Below are 16,578 nucleotides of genomic sequence, written 5' to 3'. Positions count from 1 at the left end.
CGCCGGGCCCGCGAGGTGGAGACGCTGGAGGAGTTCGACGCCGTCGCGCTCGGCGGGTCCTTCGCGGACTGCCGGGTGCAGGCGGTGGACCTGACCTCGCGGACCTTCGCGCTGCTGGTCACCGACACCTCGCAGGCGGTCTTCCTCGGCTGCCCGATGGAGCCGCAGGCCCTGGCCCACGTGCGGGCCGGCGGCGCGCTGGTCTTCCCGCCGGTGCCCGGCCTGCCGTTCGACCCCTACCGCGCGCGGCCCTACCGGCCCGAGGAGCTGTACGCGGGTCTGGCCGAGGGCGGGTACGGCGCGACGCCGGACGCGCAGACGTACGCGTGGTGGCTGCGCACCTCCGCGGAGCGCGACGTGTTCGCCTCGATGCTGCGGTCCATCCACGACGACGCGGTCTCCGACGCGCTGGACGAGCGGCTCGGCGGCGAGCGGGTGGTGGGCGTGATGGGCGGCCACGCGATGGAGCGCGGCACGCCGGAGTACGCGGGTGCCGCCCGGCTGGGCCGCACACTCGCCGCGGCCGGGCTGACCGTGGCGACCGGCGGCGGGCCGGGCGCGATGGAGGCGGCGAACTTCGGCGCGTACGCGGCCGCGTACGACGACGTGATGCTCGGCAAGGCACTCGACGTGCTGGCGGGCACCCCGTCCTTCACACCGTCCGTGGACGCCTGGGCGTCGGCCGCCTTCGAGGTGCGCGAGCGCTGGCCGGACGGCGGGCCCTCCTACGGTCTGCCCACCTGGTTCTACGGCCATGAGCCGCCGAACGCGTTCGCCGCGCACATCGCGAAGTTCTTCGCGAACGCCACCCGCGAGGACGGCCTGCTCTCGCGGTGCTCGGCCGGTGCGGTCTTCCTCCCGGGTGCCGCCGGCACCGTCCAGGAGGTCTTCGACGCCGCCACCGCCAACTACTACGGTTCGCACGGCGATCCGGCGCCGATGGTGCTGGTGGACCGCGCGCACTGGACCACCAAGCTGCCCGCCTGGCCGCTCCTCCAGGCCCTGGCGGAGGGCCGCTCCATGAGCGGCCGGCTCGCCCTGGTGGACAGCGTGGACGACGTCCCCGCGGCCCTGGAGCGCCTCGACGGGTAGCGGTTTCCGTCGCCTCAGCGGTCCGGCCGCCCTGCCCCGCCGGCCGCTCTGCCCGGCCACGCCCCGCAGGCCACCGGACCGCACGCCCGGCCGTGGCCGACCCCGCGGTTCCCCGCGCCCCTGACCCGCTGCCGCCGTTTCGCCGGGAGCGACGGCACCCCGAGGTGTTCCCGGGGACGGCCGGCGGGGCGCCGTGGAGCGGCTGGGGCCCGTCCGGCGGATCGTGCCGGTCGGGCTCGCGGCGTCCGGTGCCGTGCGTCGCACGGCGGAGAACCGTCCTCGTACCGGGTCTCGTACGCGGAGGGTTCGACAACGCGGGGAGGTGCGGCGCCGGGCGTCGCGGGACCGGCGGGATCCGCCGGACGGGCCCTACGCGAGGACGACCACGTCCTCGGGGGCGAACGAAGCTCCCACGCGCTCACCGATCTCCGGCGCCTCGCGCAGCGCGCACTCCGCTTCGAGCGCCGGCCCCTGCTCGGGCCGGAGCACCACGCCCACATGGCCGCCCCGGAAGGTCCGCGCGACCACCTCGCAGCGCGGTCCGCCGCCGTCCAGGGGGCCGAGCCGCACCCCGGAGGGGCGCACGAGGACGCGGTGCCCGCCGTCGGGCGTACCGTCGGGGACGGGCAGCTTGCCCCACGCGGTGACGGCGACCCCGCCGCTGACGGCGGCGTCCGTGATGTTGTCGAACCCCAGGAAGCGGGCCACGAACTCCGAGCCGGGCCGCTGCCACACCTCCAGCGGGGTGCCGCTGCGCACGATCCGCCCGTCCCGCATCACCACCACCCGGTCGGCGAGCGCGAACGCCTCGCCCTGGTCGTGGGTGACGGCGAGCACCGTGGTGCCCAACTGCCCGAAGAGGCGCCGCAGTTCGACCACGAGCCGCTCGCGCAGCGAGCGGTCGAGCTGGCCCAGCGGCTCGTCGAGCATCAGCAGCCGCGGCTCGGGCGCGAGCGCGCGGGCGAGGGCGACCCGCTGCTGCTCGCCGCCGGAGAGCGTGGCGACGGGGCGGGCCGCGGCTCCGGGCAGACCGACCAGGTCGAGCAGTTCGGCGGTCCGCCGGTCGCGGGCGGCGCGCGGCATCCCGTGCATCCGCGGCCCGAACGCCACGTTCCCGCCCACGTCGCGCTGCGGGAACAACTGGTGGTCCTGGAACATCAGCCCGATCCCGCGGCGGTGCGCGGGCACGCCCGCCTGGTCGGCGCCGTCCAGCAGCACCCGGCCGCCGTCCAGTGCCTGGAGCCCGGCGACCGCGCGCAGCAGCGTGGACTTGCCGCTGCCGGAGGGCCCGAGCACGCAGACGATCTGGTGTGCGGCGGTGTCCAGGCTCACCGCGTCCAGCGCGGTGCGCGCCCCGAACCGTACGGTGGCCGCGTCCACGCGCAGCAGGGCTTCGGTCATGGCGGCCCCTCCGGCCAGGGCGTCGGTCATCGCGACCTCTTTGACAGCGGGTACTCAAGGATCAGCAGGCTGGCCGCGCAGACGACCATGAGGATGGTGCTCAGCGCCATCGCCTGGCCGTAGTTCATCTCGCCGGCCCGGCCGAGCAGGCGGGCGACGGCGACCGGCAGGGTGGGGCTGTCGGGGCGGGCGATGAAGACCGTGGCGCCGAACTCGCCGAGCGAGACGGCGAAGGCGAAACCGGCCGCGATGCCCAGCGCCCGCCGTACCAGGGGGAGTTCGACCTCGCGCCAGACCCGTGCCGGGGACGCGCCCAGCATCGCGGCGGCCTCCCGCAGGCGCTCGTCGACCGCCCGCAGCACCGGCAGCATCACCCGCACCACGAAGGGCGCGCCGACCAGCGCCTGGGCCAGGGGCACCAGCAGCCAGGAGTCGCGCAGGTCCAGCGGCGGCTTGTCCAGGGCGATGAGGAAGCCGAACCCGACGGTGACCGCGGAGGTGCCCAGCGGCAGCATCAGCAGCCCGTCGAAGCCGCGGGTCAGCCGGCCGGCGCGGCGGGTCAGCGCGGCCGCCGCCAGCCCGCCGACCACCAGGGCGATCACGGTCGCCGCGGCCGCGTACCGCACCGAGTTCCAGACCGTGTGCAGCGGCGAGACGAGGAAGGTGCCGTCGGCGCTGGTGGTGCCGAGCGCGCGGTAGAAGGTGAGGCCGTAGCCGTTCGGACCGTCGAACGAGCGGGCGGCCAGCACGCCGAGGGGCAGCAGGATCAGCACCGCGATCGAGGCGAGGACGGCGGCGAGCAGCGTGCGCTCCCCCGCGCCGCGCGGGCGGTGCGCGGTGCCGGCCGGGTCGACCAGCCGCAGCGCCGACTCGCGGCGGCGGGTGGCCGACGCGTGCACGGCCAGGATCGCGACGACCGCGACGAGTTGGAGCAGGGTGAGCACCGCGGCGGTGGGCAGGTCGAAGATCTCGGCGGTCTGCCGGTAGATCTCGACCTCAAGGGTGGCGCGGGTCGGGCCGCCGAGGATCTGGATCACGCCGAAGGAGGTGAAGGTGAACAGGAACACCATCACCGCGCCCGACGCGACGGCCGGGGCGAGGGCGGGGAGGGTGACGCGGCGCCAGGCGGCGAGGCGGCCCGCGCCGAGCATGCGGGCGGCCTCCTCCTGGCGCGGGTCGAGCTGCGCCCACAGGCCGCCGACGGTACGGACCACCACGGCGTAGTTGAAGAACACGTGCGCGATCAGGATCGCCCACACGGAGGTGTCCAGGCGCACCCCGAAGAGGCTGTCGGTGAAGCCTCCCTGCCCGAGCAGCGCGAGGAACGCCGAGCCGGCGACCACGGTCGGCAGCACGAACGGCACGGTCACCACGGCCCGCAGCAGCCGCTTGCCGGGGAAGTCCAGCCGTGCGAAGGCGTACGCCCCCGGCAGCGCGACCGCGAGCGTCAGGGCGGTGGACGCGGCGGCCTGCCAGCAGGTGAACCACAGCACGTGGCGCACCGAGCCGTCGCCGAGCACGTCGCCGATCCGGCCGAACTGCCAGCGGCCGCCCTGGTGCAGGCCGCGGCTGACGATGGACGCCACCGGGTAGGCGAAGAAGGCGGCGAAGAACGCCAGCGGCAGCGCGGCCAGGGCGAGTCCGGCCGCGAGGGGGCGGGGCCGCCTCCCGCGACCGGACGCGCGCGGCTCTACAGGACGATCGAGTTCCACGACTTCACCCAGTCGTCCCGCTTCGCGGCGATCTTGTCGGGCGCGATCGTGGTCGGGTGCGGGACCTTCGCGCCGTACTTGGTGAACAGCTCCGGCTCGACGGCGCCCTTGACCACCGGGTCGACGTACATCTGGAGCGGCATGTCCTGCTGGAAGGTCCGGCTGAGCATGAAGTCGATGAACGCCTTCGCGCCGGCGGGGTTCTTCGCGCCGTGCAGCACCCCGGCGAACTCGATCTGGCGGAAGCAGGTGCCGGTGGCCACGCCGACGGGTGACTGCGCGGGCTGCGGGGTGACGCCGACCACCTCGGCGGGCGGGCTGGAGGCGTAGGAGACCACCAGCGGCTTGTCGCCCTTGGCCTTCCTCCCCGCGGCCGACCCGGAGAAGGTGCTGTCGTACGCCTGCTCCCAGCTGTCGACGACCTGGACGCCGTTGGCCTTCAGCTTCTTCCAGTACGCCTGCCATCCGTCGTCGCCGTAGGTGGCGGCCGTGCCCAGCAGGAAGGCCAGGCCCGGTGAGGAGGTGGACACGTTCTCGGTGACCAGCAGGTTCTTGTACTGCGGCTTGACCAGGTCGGCGAAGGTCTGCGGCGGCGCGAGGTGGTGCGAGGTGAAGTAGGCGCGGTCGTAGTTGACGCACACGTCGCCGGAGTCGATCGGCGTGACGCGGTGCTGCGCGGCGTCGAGCTGGACGTCGGAGGGCACCTGGTCCAGGCCCTTGGCCGTGTACGGGTCGAACAGGCCGTTGTCGAGGGCGCGGGAGAGCAGGGTGTTGTCCACGCCGAAGAACACGTCGCCGCGCGGGTGGTCCTTGGTGAGGATCGCCTGGTTGACCGCCGCGCCCGCGTCCCCGCCGCGCAGCACCTTGACGGTGTAGCCGGTCTCCTTGGTGAACTGCGCCATCACCGACTTGGAGGCGGCGAACGAGTCGTGGCTGACCAGGGTGACGGTCTTCGACGGGGTGCCGGACGCGCTCCCGGACCCGGAGCCCGAACCGCCGCAGCCGGCCAGGAGCGTGGCGCCCGCGGTGGCGAGGACGAGCGCGCCCATGGCACGCCGACGGATGGTGCTGTTCACTGTCGTTGACTCCCTACGCCGGTATGACCCGGATCAGGTGGGAGGGTCTGCGGCCTGGGCCCGGCGACGGTCCTGCCGTCGCGTCGTCCCAGCCGCACTCTCAGCGCCGTCTCAGGCGCTCCCCTGTCGGATGTTCATTTGTCCCGCTGGTGCGATGAACGCACCAGCGCACCGTATCAGCGTGCGGAAGCGGCGAGCTGACCGCAGGCCCCGTCGATCTCCTGGCCACGGGTGTCGCGGACGGTCACCGGCACGCCGTGGGACTCCAGCGCGGCCACGAACGCCCGCTCGTCCTCCGGACGGGAGGCGGTCCACTTCGAGCCGGGGGTGGGGTTGAGCGGGATCAGGTTGACGTGCACCCGGTGGTTCTTCAGCAGCCGGCCGAGCCGGTCGGCGCGCCACGCCTGGTCGTTGACGTCGCGGATCAGGGCGTACTCGACGGAGACGCGGCGGCCGGAGACGTCGGCGTAGCGCCAGGCGGCGTCCAGCACCTCGCGGACCTTCCAGCGGGTGTTGACCGGCACGAGGGTGTCGCGCAGCTCGTCGTCGGGGGCGTGCAGGGACACCGCGAGCCGGCACTTGAAGCCCTCGTCGGCGAACCGGTGCATCGCGGGGACCAGGCCGACCGTGGAGACGGTGATGCCCCGCTGGGACAGCCCGAGCCCGTCGGGCGCCGGGTCGGTGAGGCGGCGGATCGCGTCGACCACCCGGCGGTAGTTCGCCAGCGGCTCGCCCATGCCCATGAAGACGATGTTCGACAGCCGGTCGGGGGCGCCCGGCCCGCCGCCGGGCACGTCGCCGTCGCGCAGCGCCCGCATCCCGGCGACGATCTGGTGCACGATCTCCGCAGTCGACAGGTTGCGGTCCAGGCCGGCCTGGCCGGTGGCGCAGAACGGGCAGTTCATGCCGCAGCCGGCCTGCGAGGAGATGCACATCGTCACCCGGTCCGGGTAGCGCATCAGCACCGACTCGACCAGGGTCCCGTCGAAGAGCCGCCAGAGCGTCTTGCGGGTGTCGCCGTCGTCGCAGGACGCGTGTCGGACCACGGTCATCAGCTCGGGCAGCAGGTCGCCGGCGAGGCGGCCGCGCGCGCCGGCCGGGATGTCGGTCCACGTCGCCGGGTCGTCGGTGTAGCGGGCGAAGTAGTGCTGCGACAACTGCTTGGCCCGGAACGGCTTCTCCCCCAGCGCCGCCACGGCCTCCCTCCGCTCCGCGGGCGAGAGGTCGGCAAGGTGCCGCGGCGGCTTCTTGGCCCCGCGTGGCACGGCAAACGTCAGTTCTCCGGGTACAGGCATGATGCCTACCAGTGTCGCAGACTCCGCGCGGTGCCCTCGTCGGGGAAGTGGGGGGCTGTGGACAAGGGTGCGGGCCAGGTGGCGTGGGAGGTGGGGGCCGGGCGGCGTGGGAGGCGGGGCCGGGGGTCAGCCCTGGCCGACGAACGCCACCAGGAGCAGCCAGACGACCGGCGCCGTGGGGAGCAGGGAGTCGAGGCGGTCCATGATGCCGCCGTGGCCCGGCAGCAGCGTGCCCATGTCCTTGATGCCGAGGTCGCGCTTGATCATGGACTCGCCGAGGTCGCCGAGGGTGGCGCTGACGGCCGCGGCGAGCCCCAGCAGCAGGCCCTGCCACCAGCGGCCGCCGTCCACGAAGTACTGCATGAGCAGGGCGCCGGCGACCATCGCGAAGCTGATCGCGCCGGCCAGGCCCTCCCGGGTCTTGCCGGGGCTGATCCGCGGCGCGAGCTTGTGGCTGCCGAAGCGCCAGCCGACCGCATAGGCGCCGGTGTCGCTGATCACGGTGAGCAGGAGGAAGACCAGGACCCGCCGCGGGCCGTCGTCGGCGGCCAGCATCATGACGACGAACGTGGCGAGGAACGGGACGTAGAAGGCGGCGAAGACGGCCGCGGTGACGTCACGCAGGTAGTCCTCCGGCGGCTTGGCCATCCGCCAGACCAGCACCGCGAGCACGGTCAGCGCCATCGCGATCCACGCCCCGTCGGCGCCGCGGACGTATCCCGCGATCACCATCGCGGTGCCGCCGAGGGCCAGCGGGACCAGCGGCGCCTGGATCTGCTTGCGCTCGGCGAGCCGGGAGGTCAGCTCCCACAGCCCGACGACCACCGCCACCACGACGATGCCGACGAAGACCGCCTTCACCACGAACAGCGCCGCGACCACCACCGCGCCCAGGCCGACTCCGACCCCTATCGCCGCCCGCAGGTCGCGGCCGGCGGACTTCTTCGCCGGCGGCGCGGCCGGCGGCTCGGAGCCGTGGGCTCCAAAGCCGCCACCGGGGCCCGGACCGGGTGGCGTCGGGTCCTGGGGCGGCGAGGGCGGTGGCGGCGGCATGGTGGAGATCTTCCTCCTGACCCCGGGTTCCGTGGCGGAACCCGCCGCGTGACCGGCGCGTGGCGAAGCGCCCCAGGAAGAATCGTTCACGGAGCGTCGCCTCGCGTCGTCGTCAGGTTGGTGGTCGGCCGGGGGGAGCGTGCGGTCCGGGCAGGGCGCGGAGGTCAGACCTCCAGCAGCTCCGCCTCCTTGTGCTTGAGCAGCTCGTCGATCTGCGCCACGTACTTCGACGTGGTGTCGTCCAGCTCCTTCTCCGCGCGGCGCACCTCGTCCTCGCCGGTCTCGCCGTCCTTGACGAGCTTGTCCAGGGTCTCCTTGGCCTTGCGGCGGACGCTGCGGATGGAGATCTTCGCGTCCTCGCCCTTGGTCTTGGCGACCTTGATGTACTCGCGCCGGCGCTCCTCGGTGAGCTGCGGGAACACCACGCGGATGATCCGGCCGTCGTTGCTGGGGTTCACGCCGAGGTCGGAGTTGCGGATCGCCTCCTCGATGTTGCGCAGGCTGCTGCTGTCGAAGGGGGTGATCACCGCCATCCGCGGCTCGGGCACCGCGAAGGAGGCGAGTTGGTTGATCGGGGTGATCGCGCCGTAGTACTCGGCGACGATCTTGTTGAACATCGCCGGGTGCGCACGGCCGGTGCGGATCGCCGCGAAGTCGTCCTTGGCGACGACGACGGCCTTCTCCATCTTCTCCTCGGCCTCGAGGAGGGTCTCTTCAATCACCATGTGCTCCTGGTATTCAGAAGGCAGAGCCGTCGGGTCGGGGCCCCTGCGCACGTCTTCCTGCACGGTCTCGGACCGGGCAGCCTGTTGTCCATACCGGCGGCGCCGGTCACGCCCTGGTGCCCTGGTCGTTGACCAGCGTGCCGATCTTCTCACCCTTGACGGCGCGGGCGATGTTGCCCTCGGCGAGCAGTTCGAAGACCAGGATGGGCAGTTTGTTGTCCTGGCAGAGGGTGATCGCGGTGAGGTCGGCGACCCGCAGGTCGCGGGCGATCAGCTCGCCGTACTCCAGGGCGTCGAAGCGGACGGCGTTCGGATTGTGCTTGGGGTCGGAGTCGTAGACCCCGTCCACCCCGTTCTTGCCCATCAGCATCGCGACCGCGTCGATCTCCAGTGCGCGCTGGGCGGCGGTGGTGTCGGTGGAGAAGTAGGGCATGCCCATGCCCGCGCCGAAGATGACCACGCGGCCCTTCTCCAGGTGCCGGACGGCCCGCAGCGGGATGTACGGCTCGGCGACCTGGCCCATGGTGATGGCGGTCTGCACCCGGGTCTCGATGCCCTCCTTCTCCAGGAAGTCCTGGAGGGCGAGGCAGTTCATCACGGTGCCGAGCATGCCCATGTAGTCGGAGCGGGCCCGGTCCATGCCGCGCTGCTGGAGTTCGGCGCCGCGGAAGAAGTTGCCGCCGCCGAGCACGACCGCGATCTCGTAGCCGTCGCGGACCACCGCGGCGATCTCCCGGGCGATGGCGTGCACGACGTCGGGGTCGACGCCCAGACCGCCACCTCCGGCGAACGCCTCGCCGGAGAGCTTGAGCAGGTAGCGGCGCGGAGTGGTCCCGTCGCGGCCTTCGGGGCGGCGTCCGCCGTGGTCGTGGGTGTGGTCGCGGGCCTTGCCGGCGCCTTCGGCACCATCATCCATGGGAGATCTCCTCGTGCACGTACCGAGGAGGCCATTGCCGTGGGTCCTTGTCGGTTCCCGTTACGGCAATGGCCTCCTCGTCACCTCTGCGGCCGGCCGGCGGGCGACCGGCCGCGTACGGCCCCAGCGGGACCGTCCGTCTTGCACCGCGCGGCCGCGGGGCGACCGTGCGGACGTGGATGGCAGCCCGCGGCGGCCGAACCCGTGTCTGCGGCCGGACCGGCGGGCGCCGATGGAGCGGACGTCAGACGCCGACGCGGAAGCGCGCGAAGTGCTTCAGCGTGACACCGGCCTCGTCGAGCACCTTCTGCACGGTCTTCTTGGCGTCCTTGGCGAACGCCTGCTCCAGGACGACGTTCTCCTTGAAGAAGCCGTTGACCCGTCCTTCGACGATACGCGGCAGGGCGGCCTCGGGCTTGCCCTCCTCGCGCGCGGTGGCCTCGGCGACCCGGCGCTCGTTCGCCACGGTCTCCTCGTCGATCTCGTCGCGGCTGAGGAACTTCGGGGCGAAGGCGGCGATGTGCTGCGCGACGTCCTTGGCGGTCTGCGCGTCGGCCTTGTCCAGCTCGACCAGCACGCCGACCTGCGGGGGCAGGTCCGGGCTGGTGCGGTGCAGGTAGGAGGCGACGTAGCCGTCGGTGAACTGCGCGAAGCGGTCCAGCACGATCTTCTCGCCGAGGGTGGCGTTGGCCTCGTCGACGAACGCCTGGACGGTCTGGCCGTCCTTGATCTCGGAGCCGAGCAGCGCCGCGAGGTCGGCCGGCTTGGTGGCCGTGACGTGGGCGGCGATCGCGTCGGCGACGGCGACGAACTTGTCACCCTTGGCGACGAAGTCGGTCTCGCACTTCAGCTCGACGAGGACGCCCTCGGAGTTGTCGGCGGCGATGAGGGAGACGACGGCACCGTTGGAGGCCGAGCGGCCCTCGCGCTTGGTGACGCCCTTCTGGCCCTTGACGCGGAGGATCTCGACGGCCTTGTCCAGGTCGCCTTCGGCCTCGGTGAGGGCGTTCTTGCAGTCCATCATGCCCGCGGCGGTGAGCTCGCGGAGCTTCTTGACGTCGGCGGCGGTGAAGTTCGCCATGGGTGTGAGTCTCTTCCCGGATGGTCGGTGTATCTACGGGTGAACGGCGGGGGCGCTGGGCCCCCGCCGTCGTCACGCGTGGTGCTGTTCCCGGACGCTCGCGTCCGCGGGGCGGTCAGGCGCCGGTGGCGGCGTCGCCCTCGGTGGTCGCGGGCTTCTCCTCGGCGGCCTCGGCCGCAGCAGCGTCGGCCGGGGCCTCCTCGGCGGGGGCGGCGTCGGCGGCGGGCGCCTCGGCCGGGGCCGCGTCGGCCGGCTCGGCGTCGGCCTTCTTCTCGCCCTCGAGCAGGTCGCGCTCCCACTCGGCGAGCGGCTCGGCGACGCCCTCGGCCTTCTTGTCGCCGGTGGCGGCGCCGGAGCGGGCGATGAGGCCCTCGGCGACGGCGTCGGCGATCACGCGGGTGAGCAGCGTGACGGAGCGGATCGCGTCGTCGTTGCCCGGGATCTTGTAGTCGACCTCGTCGGGGTCGCAGTTGGTGTCGAGGATCGCGACGACCGGGATGCGGAGCTTGCGCGCCTCACCGACCGCGATGTGCTCCTTCTTGGTGTCCACGATCCAGACGGCGCTGGGCACCTTCTGCATCTCGCGGATACCGCCGAGGGTCTTCTCCAGCTTGTCCTTCTCGCGGGAGAGGACCAGCAGTTCCTTCTTGGTGAGGCCGGAGGCGGCCACGTCCGCGAAGTCGATCTCCTCGAGCTCCTTCAGGCGCTGCAGGCGCTTGTAGACGGTCGAGAAGTTGGTGAGCATGCCGCCCAGCCAGCGCTGGTTGACGTAGGGCATGCCGACGCGGGACGCCTGCTCGGCGATGGCCTCCTGCGCCTGCTTCTTGGTGCCGACGAACATGATGGAGCCGCCGTGCGCGACGGTCTCCTTGACGAACTCGTAGGCGCGGTCGATGTACGACAGCGACTGGAGCAGGTCGATGATGTAGATGCCGTTGCGCTCGGTGAAGATGAAGCGCTTCATCTTCGGGTTCCAGCGGCGGGTCTGGTGCCCGAAGTGGACGCCGCTCTCCAGCAGCTCCCGCATCGTGACGACGGCCATGGCCGTACTCCTTGAGGTACTCGGTTACCGCGGCCGCCGGACGGTGGCCGCGCCTGACGTCCCGACGCGCCGTGCCACAGGGGACCGAGGGGCGCGGCCACCGCCCGTGACCATCAAGGTCCGGGGTTGGTGGCGGGGCGTGCGAAGTCGACCCGGTGACCCGGGTCGCCAGAGAAAGTGTACGGGACCGCCGGAGCCGCGGGCGACACCCGAGTTGTCCACAGGACCGGGACCAAGATCATCGCGGGGTGGGTGCGGTGCGTCATCGTGGGGGACATGGCGTACACGGCGGCGTGGTTGACGGTGGTGGCGGTGGCGGTGCTGGCGGCGGGCGGGAGCGCGGCGGCGGGCACCGAGGGCGGGCGCGCGCGGGGAGGTGGGGGCGGCCCGGCGGTGCGGGTCCGGGGAGCGGACCGGGCGGTGGACCTGCTCGCGAGCCCTGCGGTGGACCGGCTCGGGGACCGGGGCGGCGGTGCCCCGGGAGGCATGGCGGGTGGGGGTGTGCCGGGCGGGGGCGGCCCGGCGGTGCGGGCGGGCTGTACCGGACCGCCCGGGGACGCGGCGCGGTGCTGGCCGGTGACGGGGCCGGGGGCGCGGGGACGGCCGCTGGTGCTGCGCGCGTTCGAGCCGCCCGCGACACCATGGGCGGCCGGGCACCGCGGGGTCGATCTGCCGGCCCGGCCGGGGACGGCGGTGCGGGCCGCGGCCGCGGGCGAGGTGGCCTTCGCCGGGCCGGTCGCGGGGGTGCCGGTGGTGGTCGTGGCGCTGCCCGGCGGTCTGCGCACCACCTTCGAACCGGTGCGGCCCGCGGTGGCGGTGGGCACGCGAGTGGCCGCCGGGGAACGGATCGGCGAGATGGCCGCGGGGGCACCCCCGCACTGCCCGGCGGCTTGCGTGCACTGGGGGCTGCTGCGCGGCGAGGTGTACCTCGACCCGCTCACCCTGCTGCCGCCGGCGCTGCGCCGGGCCGGACCGTCCCGGCTGCTGCCGGTGGAGGGGGTGCCCTTCCCGGAGGGCGGGACGGTGACGGCGGGGTGAGCGGACGGACGGGTGGGCCGGTCGACGGCGGACCGACGGCTGGGCCGACTGACGGGAGAGCCGCCCGCGCAAGAGCCGACCAGCGGTGGGCGGGCCCCGCGGGTGGGGGCGGGCGCCCCCAACGGCAGGCGGGCACCGCCGGTGAGCGGGCACCACCGGTAAACGGGCGGGCCCCTTCGGAGGCGGCCCGCCCGGAACCGGTCAGTTCAACGGCAGCGCCCTGGCGAGGCGGCGCCATTCCTCCCGCGGAAGGGCGCCGTCGGAGCGCAGCGCCTGGATGGCCACGTGGTCGGCGCCGGCCTCGTGGTAGGCGGCGACCCGCGTCCGCACGTCCGCCGTGTCGCCGATCGCGAAGAGGGCCTCCAGCAGCGCGTCGCTGCCGCCGTCCGCGAAGTCCTCCTCGGTGAAGCCGAGCCGGCGCCAGTTGTCGACGTAGTTCGGGAGCCGGAGGTACCCGGACAGGGCGGCGCGGGCCGTCGCGCGGCCGCGGGCGAGGTCGGGGTCGAGGACGACGCCCAGCTCCGGCGCGAGCAGCCTGCCCGGGCCGAGGGCCGCGCGGGCCTGCGCGACGTGCTCGACCGTGACCAGGTACGGGTGCGCGCCGGCCGAGCGGTCCGCGGACAGCCCGAGCATCCGCGGACCGAGGGCGGCCAGCACCCGCCGGGCGGGCGGCACCGGGACGGGCGCGGAGTCCAGGCCGTCGAGGAAGTCGACCATCTTCGCGTACGGACGGGTGTACCCCTCGGTGATCGGGGCGTGGCTGACCCCGAGGCCGAGCAGGAAGCGCTCGGCGGCGCCGGGCTCCAGGTCGGCGACGTCCTGGGCGACCTCGGCCGCGGGCTGGTTCCAGACGCTGAGGATGCCGGTCGCCACGGTGATGCGCCGGGTCGCGGCCAGCAGCGGCACCGCGCGGGCCACCCGGGGCGAGCCGCCGAGCCAGATCGCGCCGTACCCGAGGGCGTCGAGTTCGGCGGCGGCCTCCCGGTTCTCGTCCTGGAACTCGGCGTCCTCCTGCGCCAGCCGGTGGTCCCACACCCCGACCCGGCCGATCTGCTGGTGTGCTGCTCCTGAGGCTTCTGTCGTCATGACATCACCAACAGGACGGTGCGGACGGGCTATTCCGAGCCGTCCGCCGACCGGGTGACGCCGTGCAGGGCCATGGCGACGGCCGCCTCGACGATCTCCGCGGGCAGTTCCGCGGCGCCCAGCTCGATCCGGCGGACCGCCGCGTCGACCACGCCCTGCAGCAGCATGGCGGTGAGCCGGGGCTCGGGGTGCCCGAGACAGGACAGCGCGGCCACCACCATGGCGACCAGGCCGCCGTGCGCGGCGCGGATCTTCTCCCGGGCGCCGGCGTCCAGCTCGCCCGCGGAGATCGCCACCACCGCGCGGTGCCGGCGGTCGCCGACCAGGGTGAGCTGGCTGCGGACGTACGCCTCGATCTTGTCCGCGGGGCTCTCGGCGGCCTGCATCGCGGCTTCGACCTCCGCGGCCCAGACCGGGAAGTCGACCGCGCACAGCTCCTCCACGACGGCCGCCCGCGAGCGGAAGTACTCGTAGACCGAGGAACGGGCCAGCCCGGTCCGCTCGGCGAGCGCGGGGAAGGTGAGGGCGTCGGTGCCGCCCTCGGTCAGCAGGGTGCGGGCGGCGTCCAGCAGGGCGCGGCGCTGCATCGTCCGGTGCTCGGCCACCGAGGCCGCTCGAATTCTCGGCATTACCCCACTGTAGACAGTCCTGCTCAGCGTGCCCCCATGTCCGCCAGCTTCGCCCGGAGTTGGAGCACGGACTTGGTGTGGATCTGGCTGACGCGGCTCTCGGTGACGCCCAGTACCTGGCCGATCTCGGCGAGTGTGAGCCCCTCGTAGTAGTACAGGGTGACCACGGTCTTCTCCCGCTCGGGCAGGGTGTTGACGGCGCGGGCGAGCAGCCTGCGCAGCTCGCGGTCCTCGGCGACGTCGGACGGGTTGTCCGCGCCGGTGTCCTCCAGGGTGTCGACCAGGCTGAGCCGGTCGCCGCTCTCGGCGCCGACGTGCAGCAGCTCCTCCAGGGCGACCACGTTGGCGAGTGAGAGCGCGCTGAACACGCCGTGCAGCTCCTCCAGGCCCACGCCCATCTCGGCGGCGACCTCGGGCTCGCTGGGGGTGCGGTGCAGCTTCGCCTCCAGCGTGGCGTAGGCCCGCTCGACCGCGCGGGCCTTCTGCCGGACCGATCGGGGGATCCAGTCCAGCGCGCGCAGCTCGTCGATCATGGCGCCGCGGATGCGGGTGATGGCGTAGGTCTCGAACTTGATGGCGCGGTCCGGGTCGAACTTCTCGATCGCGTCGATCAGGCCGAACACGCCGGAGGAGACGAAGTCGGCCTGCTCCACGTTCGCGGGCAGTCCGACGCTGACCCGGCCGGCCACGTACTTGACCAGCGGCGAGTAGTGCAGGATGAGCTGCTCCCGCAGCCGCGCGTCCCCCGTGGACTTGTAGGTCCGCCACAGCGCGTCGAGCGAGGTGGGTGCGGCGGGCCGGGGGATGGCCCGGGCGGTGGCCACCGCCGCCGGTTCGGACCCGGGGGTGTGCTGGGGCATACGTTGTCGTGAGCCGTTCTGCCGTGGCGTGGGCGGGAGATCAAACCTCCGCGAGCGTAGCGTGACCATAGTGTCGCGGATTGCTACGGCATCCGTGTGGGACATGCGCAGATACGTTCCTCTACGGGTGCGGGCGGTCCGGGCGGCGCGCGCGGGGGCGCACCGGACCAGGTGGGGGCGTGAGGGCAATCATGCGCCGCCTCCCGCCGCCTCACCGTCCGCCCTGCGAACACCGCAGGTCAGCGAGGTTCCCTGTCACCTGATGGGGTGTCGGTCGCGTCAACCTGGCCCACCTCCCGGTCCGTCGCGCGCGGTACGGACCAACCGCCAGCGCCCGCACTCCCGTTCGACGAACCCGAGCGCCCGCAACTCGTGCAGCCGTCCGAGCGTGTCGGCGGTGGACCTGCCGAGCGCGTCGGCGATGTCCTGCTCCGCCGCGTCGCCGCGGCCCGGCAGCGCCTCCAACACCCGTGCCGCGTCCGGCCGCAGCAGGTCCCGGGGCAGCACCGGCCCGCGCCGCACCGGTGCGAGGTCGGCGCCGATCTCCCCGACCAACTCGACCACTTCGGCCGCGTCGGTGACCATCGCCGCGCCGCCGCGCAGCAGTTCGTGCACCCCTTCCGACATGGAGCTGGTACAGGGCCCGGGCACCCCCATGGTGATCCGGCCCAGCTCGGCCGCCCGGCGCGCGGTGATCAGGGAACCGCTGCGGTACCGGGCCTCGACCACGACCGTGCCCCTGGTCAGTGCAGCGATGACGCGGTTGCGCAGCACGAACCTCGACCGGGTCGGATGGTCTCCCGGCGGCAGTTCCCCGACCAGCAGCCCCCGCTCGGCGATCGCGCCGATCAGTCCGGCGTTCCCCCGCGGGTAGGCCACGTCGATGCCGCTGGCCACCACGCCGACCGTGGCGCCGCCCGCCTCCAGCACGGCCCGGTGCACGGCGCCGTCCACGCCGTACGCCGCTCCGGACACCACCGTCCAGCCTGCGCCCGCGAGGCCCGCGCCCAGCCGCACCGCCATGTGCCGGCCGTAGTCCGTGCAGGCCCGGGCACCCACCACCGCGACCGACCGCAGGGCCCACAGCCGCAGCGAGGGCGCCCCGCGCACCCACAGCCCGTACGGCCGCCCCTCCCCCAGGTCGTCGAGCTGGCCGGGCCAGTCGCCGTCGCCCGGGCAGAGGAACCGGCCGCCGGCCCGGTGCGCCGCGGCAAGGTCCGCCACCGGGTCGGCCCGGGCGGCCCTGATGCCGTAGCTCTCCGTCCGCCGTCCGCCCGCCCCCGGCAGCCGCCGCCCGCCCAGTGCGGCACGCAGCGCTGCCCGCGGACCCAACTCCCGCACCGCTCGGCCCATCACCTCGTCCCCGGGGTCGGCCACCCGGGTCAGCGCGACCCGGGCGAGCCGCTCCTGCCACCCGACCACCGCGCCCGGCCCCACGACGCCCGTCAGCCCGCCCTCGGCGTAGGCCGCCCGCAGCTCCTCCTCGGCCTCGTCCCTGCCCCCTTCCCAGCCCCCGCCGGCCGCCGGCCCGCGCACCGCACCCACTGCCCGGCCTGCTCCCGCCCCGGCGCC

General features: G+C 73.8%; 15 protein-coding genes and 1 riboswitch. Of the genes, 2 read left to right on the top strand and 13 right to left on the bottom strand.

What is annotated here, in order from left to right; genetic code table 11:
- Positions 1-15: 15 nt before the first annotated feature.
- Positions 16-1,092 (top strand): LOG family protein, encoded by a 1,077-nt coding sequence (locus RVR_RS26960; RefSeq protein WP_237405421.1) that lies wholly within the window; start codon positions 16-18, stop codon positions 1,090-1,092.
- Positions 1,093-1,461: 369 nt separating this feature from the next.
- Here the strand turns inward: RVR_RS26960 and RVR_RS26955 are convergent, their stop codons facing one another.
- From RVR_RS26955 to rpsB, 9 genes are all read right to left on the bottom strand, one after another.
- A complete protein-coding gene (locus RVR_RS26955) occupies positions 1,462-2,523 on the bottom strand; it encodes an ABC transporter ATP-binding protein (protein WP_202236480.1) in 1,062 nt (353 codons plus the stop codon).
- Complete coding sequence (locus RVR_RS26950) at positions 2,520-4,205, bottom strand: ABC transporter permease (RefSeq protein ID WP_430393185.1); 1,686 nt, start codon at positions 4,203-4,205, stop codon at positions 2,520-2,522. Before RVR_RS26950 ends, RVR_RS26955 begins: the two co-directional genes overlap by 4 nt.
- The gene (locus tag RVR_RS26945; RefSeq protein WP_202239243.1) at positions 4,184-5,254 is read right to left on the bottom strand and encodes a thiamine ABC transporter substrate-binding protein; all 1,071 of its coding nucleotides are present in this window, start codon (positions 5,252-5,254) and stop codon (positions 4,184-4,186) included. The genes RVR_RS26950 and RVR_RS26945 overlap by 22 nt, the downstream gene beginning before the upstream one ends.
- Positions 5,255-5,274: 20 nt before the next feature.
- A riboswitch (TPP riboswitch) is annotated at positions 5,275-5,416 on the bottom strand.
- A gap of 41 nt (positions 5,417-5,457) precedes the next feature.
- The gene (gene rlmN, locus RVR_RS26940) at positions 5,458-6,576 is read right to left on the bottom strand and encodes a dual-specificity RNA methyltransferase RlmN (RefSeq protein WP_202236479.1); all 1,119 of its coding nucleotides are present in this window, start codon (positions 6,574-6,576) and stop codon (positions 5,458-5,460) included.
- Between the two features lie 126 nt (positions 6,577-6,702).
- Positions 6,703-7,629 (bottom strand): phosphatidate cytidylyltransferase, encoded by a 927-nt coding sequence (locus tag RVR_RS26935; protein ID WP_430393184.1) that lies wholly within the window; start codon positions 7,627-7,629, stop codon positions 6,703-6,705.
- A 164-nt stretch (positions 7,630-7,793) separates the two neighbouring features.
- Positions 7,794-8,351 carry a ribosome recycling factor gene (gene frr / locus RVR_RS26930; protein ID WP_202239241.1) on the bottom strand — a complete coding sequence of 186 codons (558 nt, stop codon included), beginning with the start codon at positions 8,349-8,351 and terminating at the stop codon, positions 7,794-7,796.
- Between the two features lie 109 nt (positions 8,352-8,460).
- Complete coding sequence (gene pyrH, locus RVR_RS26925; RefSeq protein WP_202236477.1) at positions 8,461-9,270, bottom strand: UMP kinase; 810 nt, start codon at positions 9,268-9,270, stop codon at positions 8,461-8,463.
- A 244-nt stretch (positions 9,271-9,514) separates the two neighbouring features.
- Entirely contained in the window at positions 9,515-10,351 is an 837-nt protein-coding gene (gene tsf, locus RVR_RS26920) for a translation elongation factor Ts (protein ID WP_202236476.1), read from the bottom strand.
- Positions 10,352-10,466: 115 nt separating this feature from the next.
- Entirely contained in the window at positions 10,467-11,393 is a 927-nt protein-coding gene (rpsB, locus tag RVR_RS26915) for a 30S ribosomal protein S2 (RefSeq protein WP_202236475.1), read from the bottom strand.
- Positions 11,394-11,669: 276 nt separating this feature from the next.
- Here rpsB and RVR_RS26910 point away from each other — a divergent pair, with 276 nt between their 5' ends.
- On the top strand, positions 11,670-12,431 hold the full coding sequence (locus RVR_RS26910) for a peptidoglycan DD-metalloendopeptidase family protein (RefSeq protein ID WP_202236474.1): 762 nt from the start codon (positions 11,670-11,672) through the stop codon (positions 12,429-12,431).
- A gap of 201 nt (positions 12,432-12,632) precedes the next feature.
- Here the strand turns inward: RVR_RS26910 and RVR_RS26905 are convergent, their stop codons facing one another.
- The 4 genes from RVR_RS26905 to dprA form a co-directional block, all read right to left on the bottom strand.
- A complete protein-coding gene (locus tag RVR_RS26905) occupies positions 12,633-13,517 on the bottom strand; it encodes a TIGR03620 family F420-dependent LLM class oxidoreductase (RefSeq protein ID WP_202236473.1) in 885 nt (294 codons plus the stop codon).
- A 29-nt stretch (positions 13,518-13,546) separates the two neighbouring features.
- Positions 13,547-14,104, bottom strand: coding sequence for a TetR/AcrR family transcriptional regulator (locus RVR_RS26900; RefSeq protein WP_202239239.1), 558 nt, complete (start codon positions 14,102-14,104; stop codon positions 13,547-13,549).
- Between the two features lie 65 nt (positions 14,105-14,169).
- The gene (gene whiG, locus RVR_RS26895; RefSeq protein ID WP_202236472.1) at positions 14,170-15,006 is read right to left on the bottom strand and encodes an RNA polymerase sigma factor WhiG; all 837 of its coding nucleotides are present in this window, start codon (positions 15,004-15,006) and stop codon (positions 14,170-14,172) included.
- A gap of 279 nt (positions 15,007-15,285) precedes the next feature.
- Positions 15,286-16,551 (bottom strand): DNA-processing protein DprA, encoded by a 1,266-nt coding sequence (gene dprA, locus RVR_RS26890; protein ID WP_430393183.1) that lies wholly within the window; start codon positions 16,549-16,551, stop codon positions 15,286-15,288.
- Positions 16,552-16,578 lie beyond the last annotated feature (27 nt).

Origin of the sequence: Streptomyces sp. SN-593, from assembly GCF_016756395.1 — a bacterium.
Lineage (GTDB): Bacteria > Actinomycetota > Actinomycetes > Streptomycetales > Streptomycetaceae > Actinacidiphila > Actinacidiphila reveromycinica.
The sequence above is the reverse complement of the archived record's forward strand: the minus strand, read 5'-3'. Positions and strand labels throughout refer to the sequence as shown.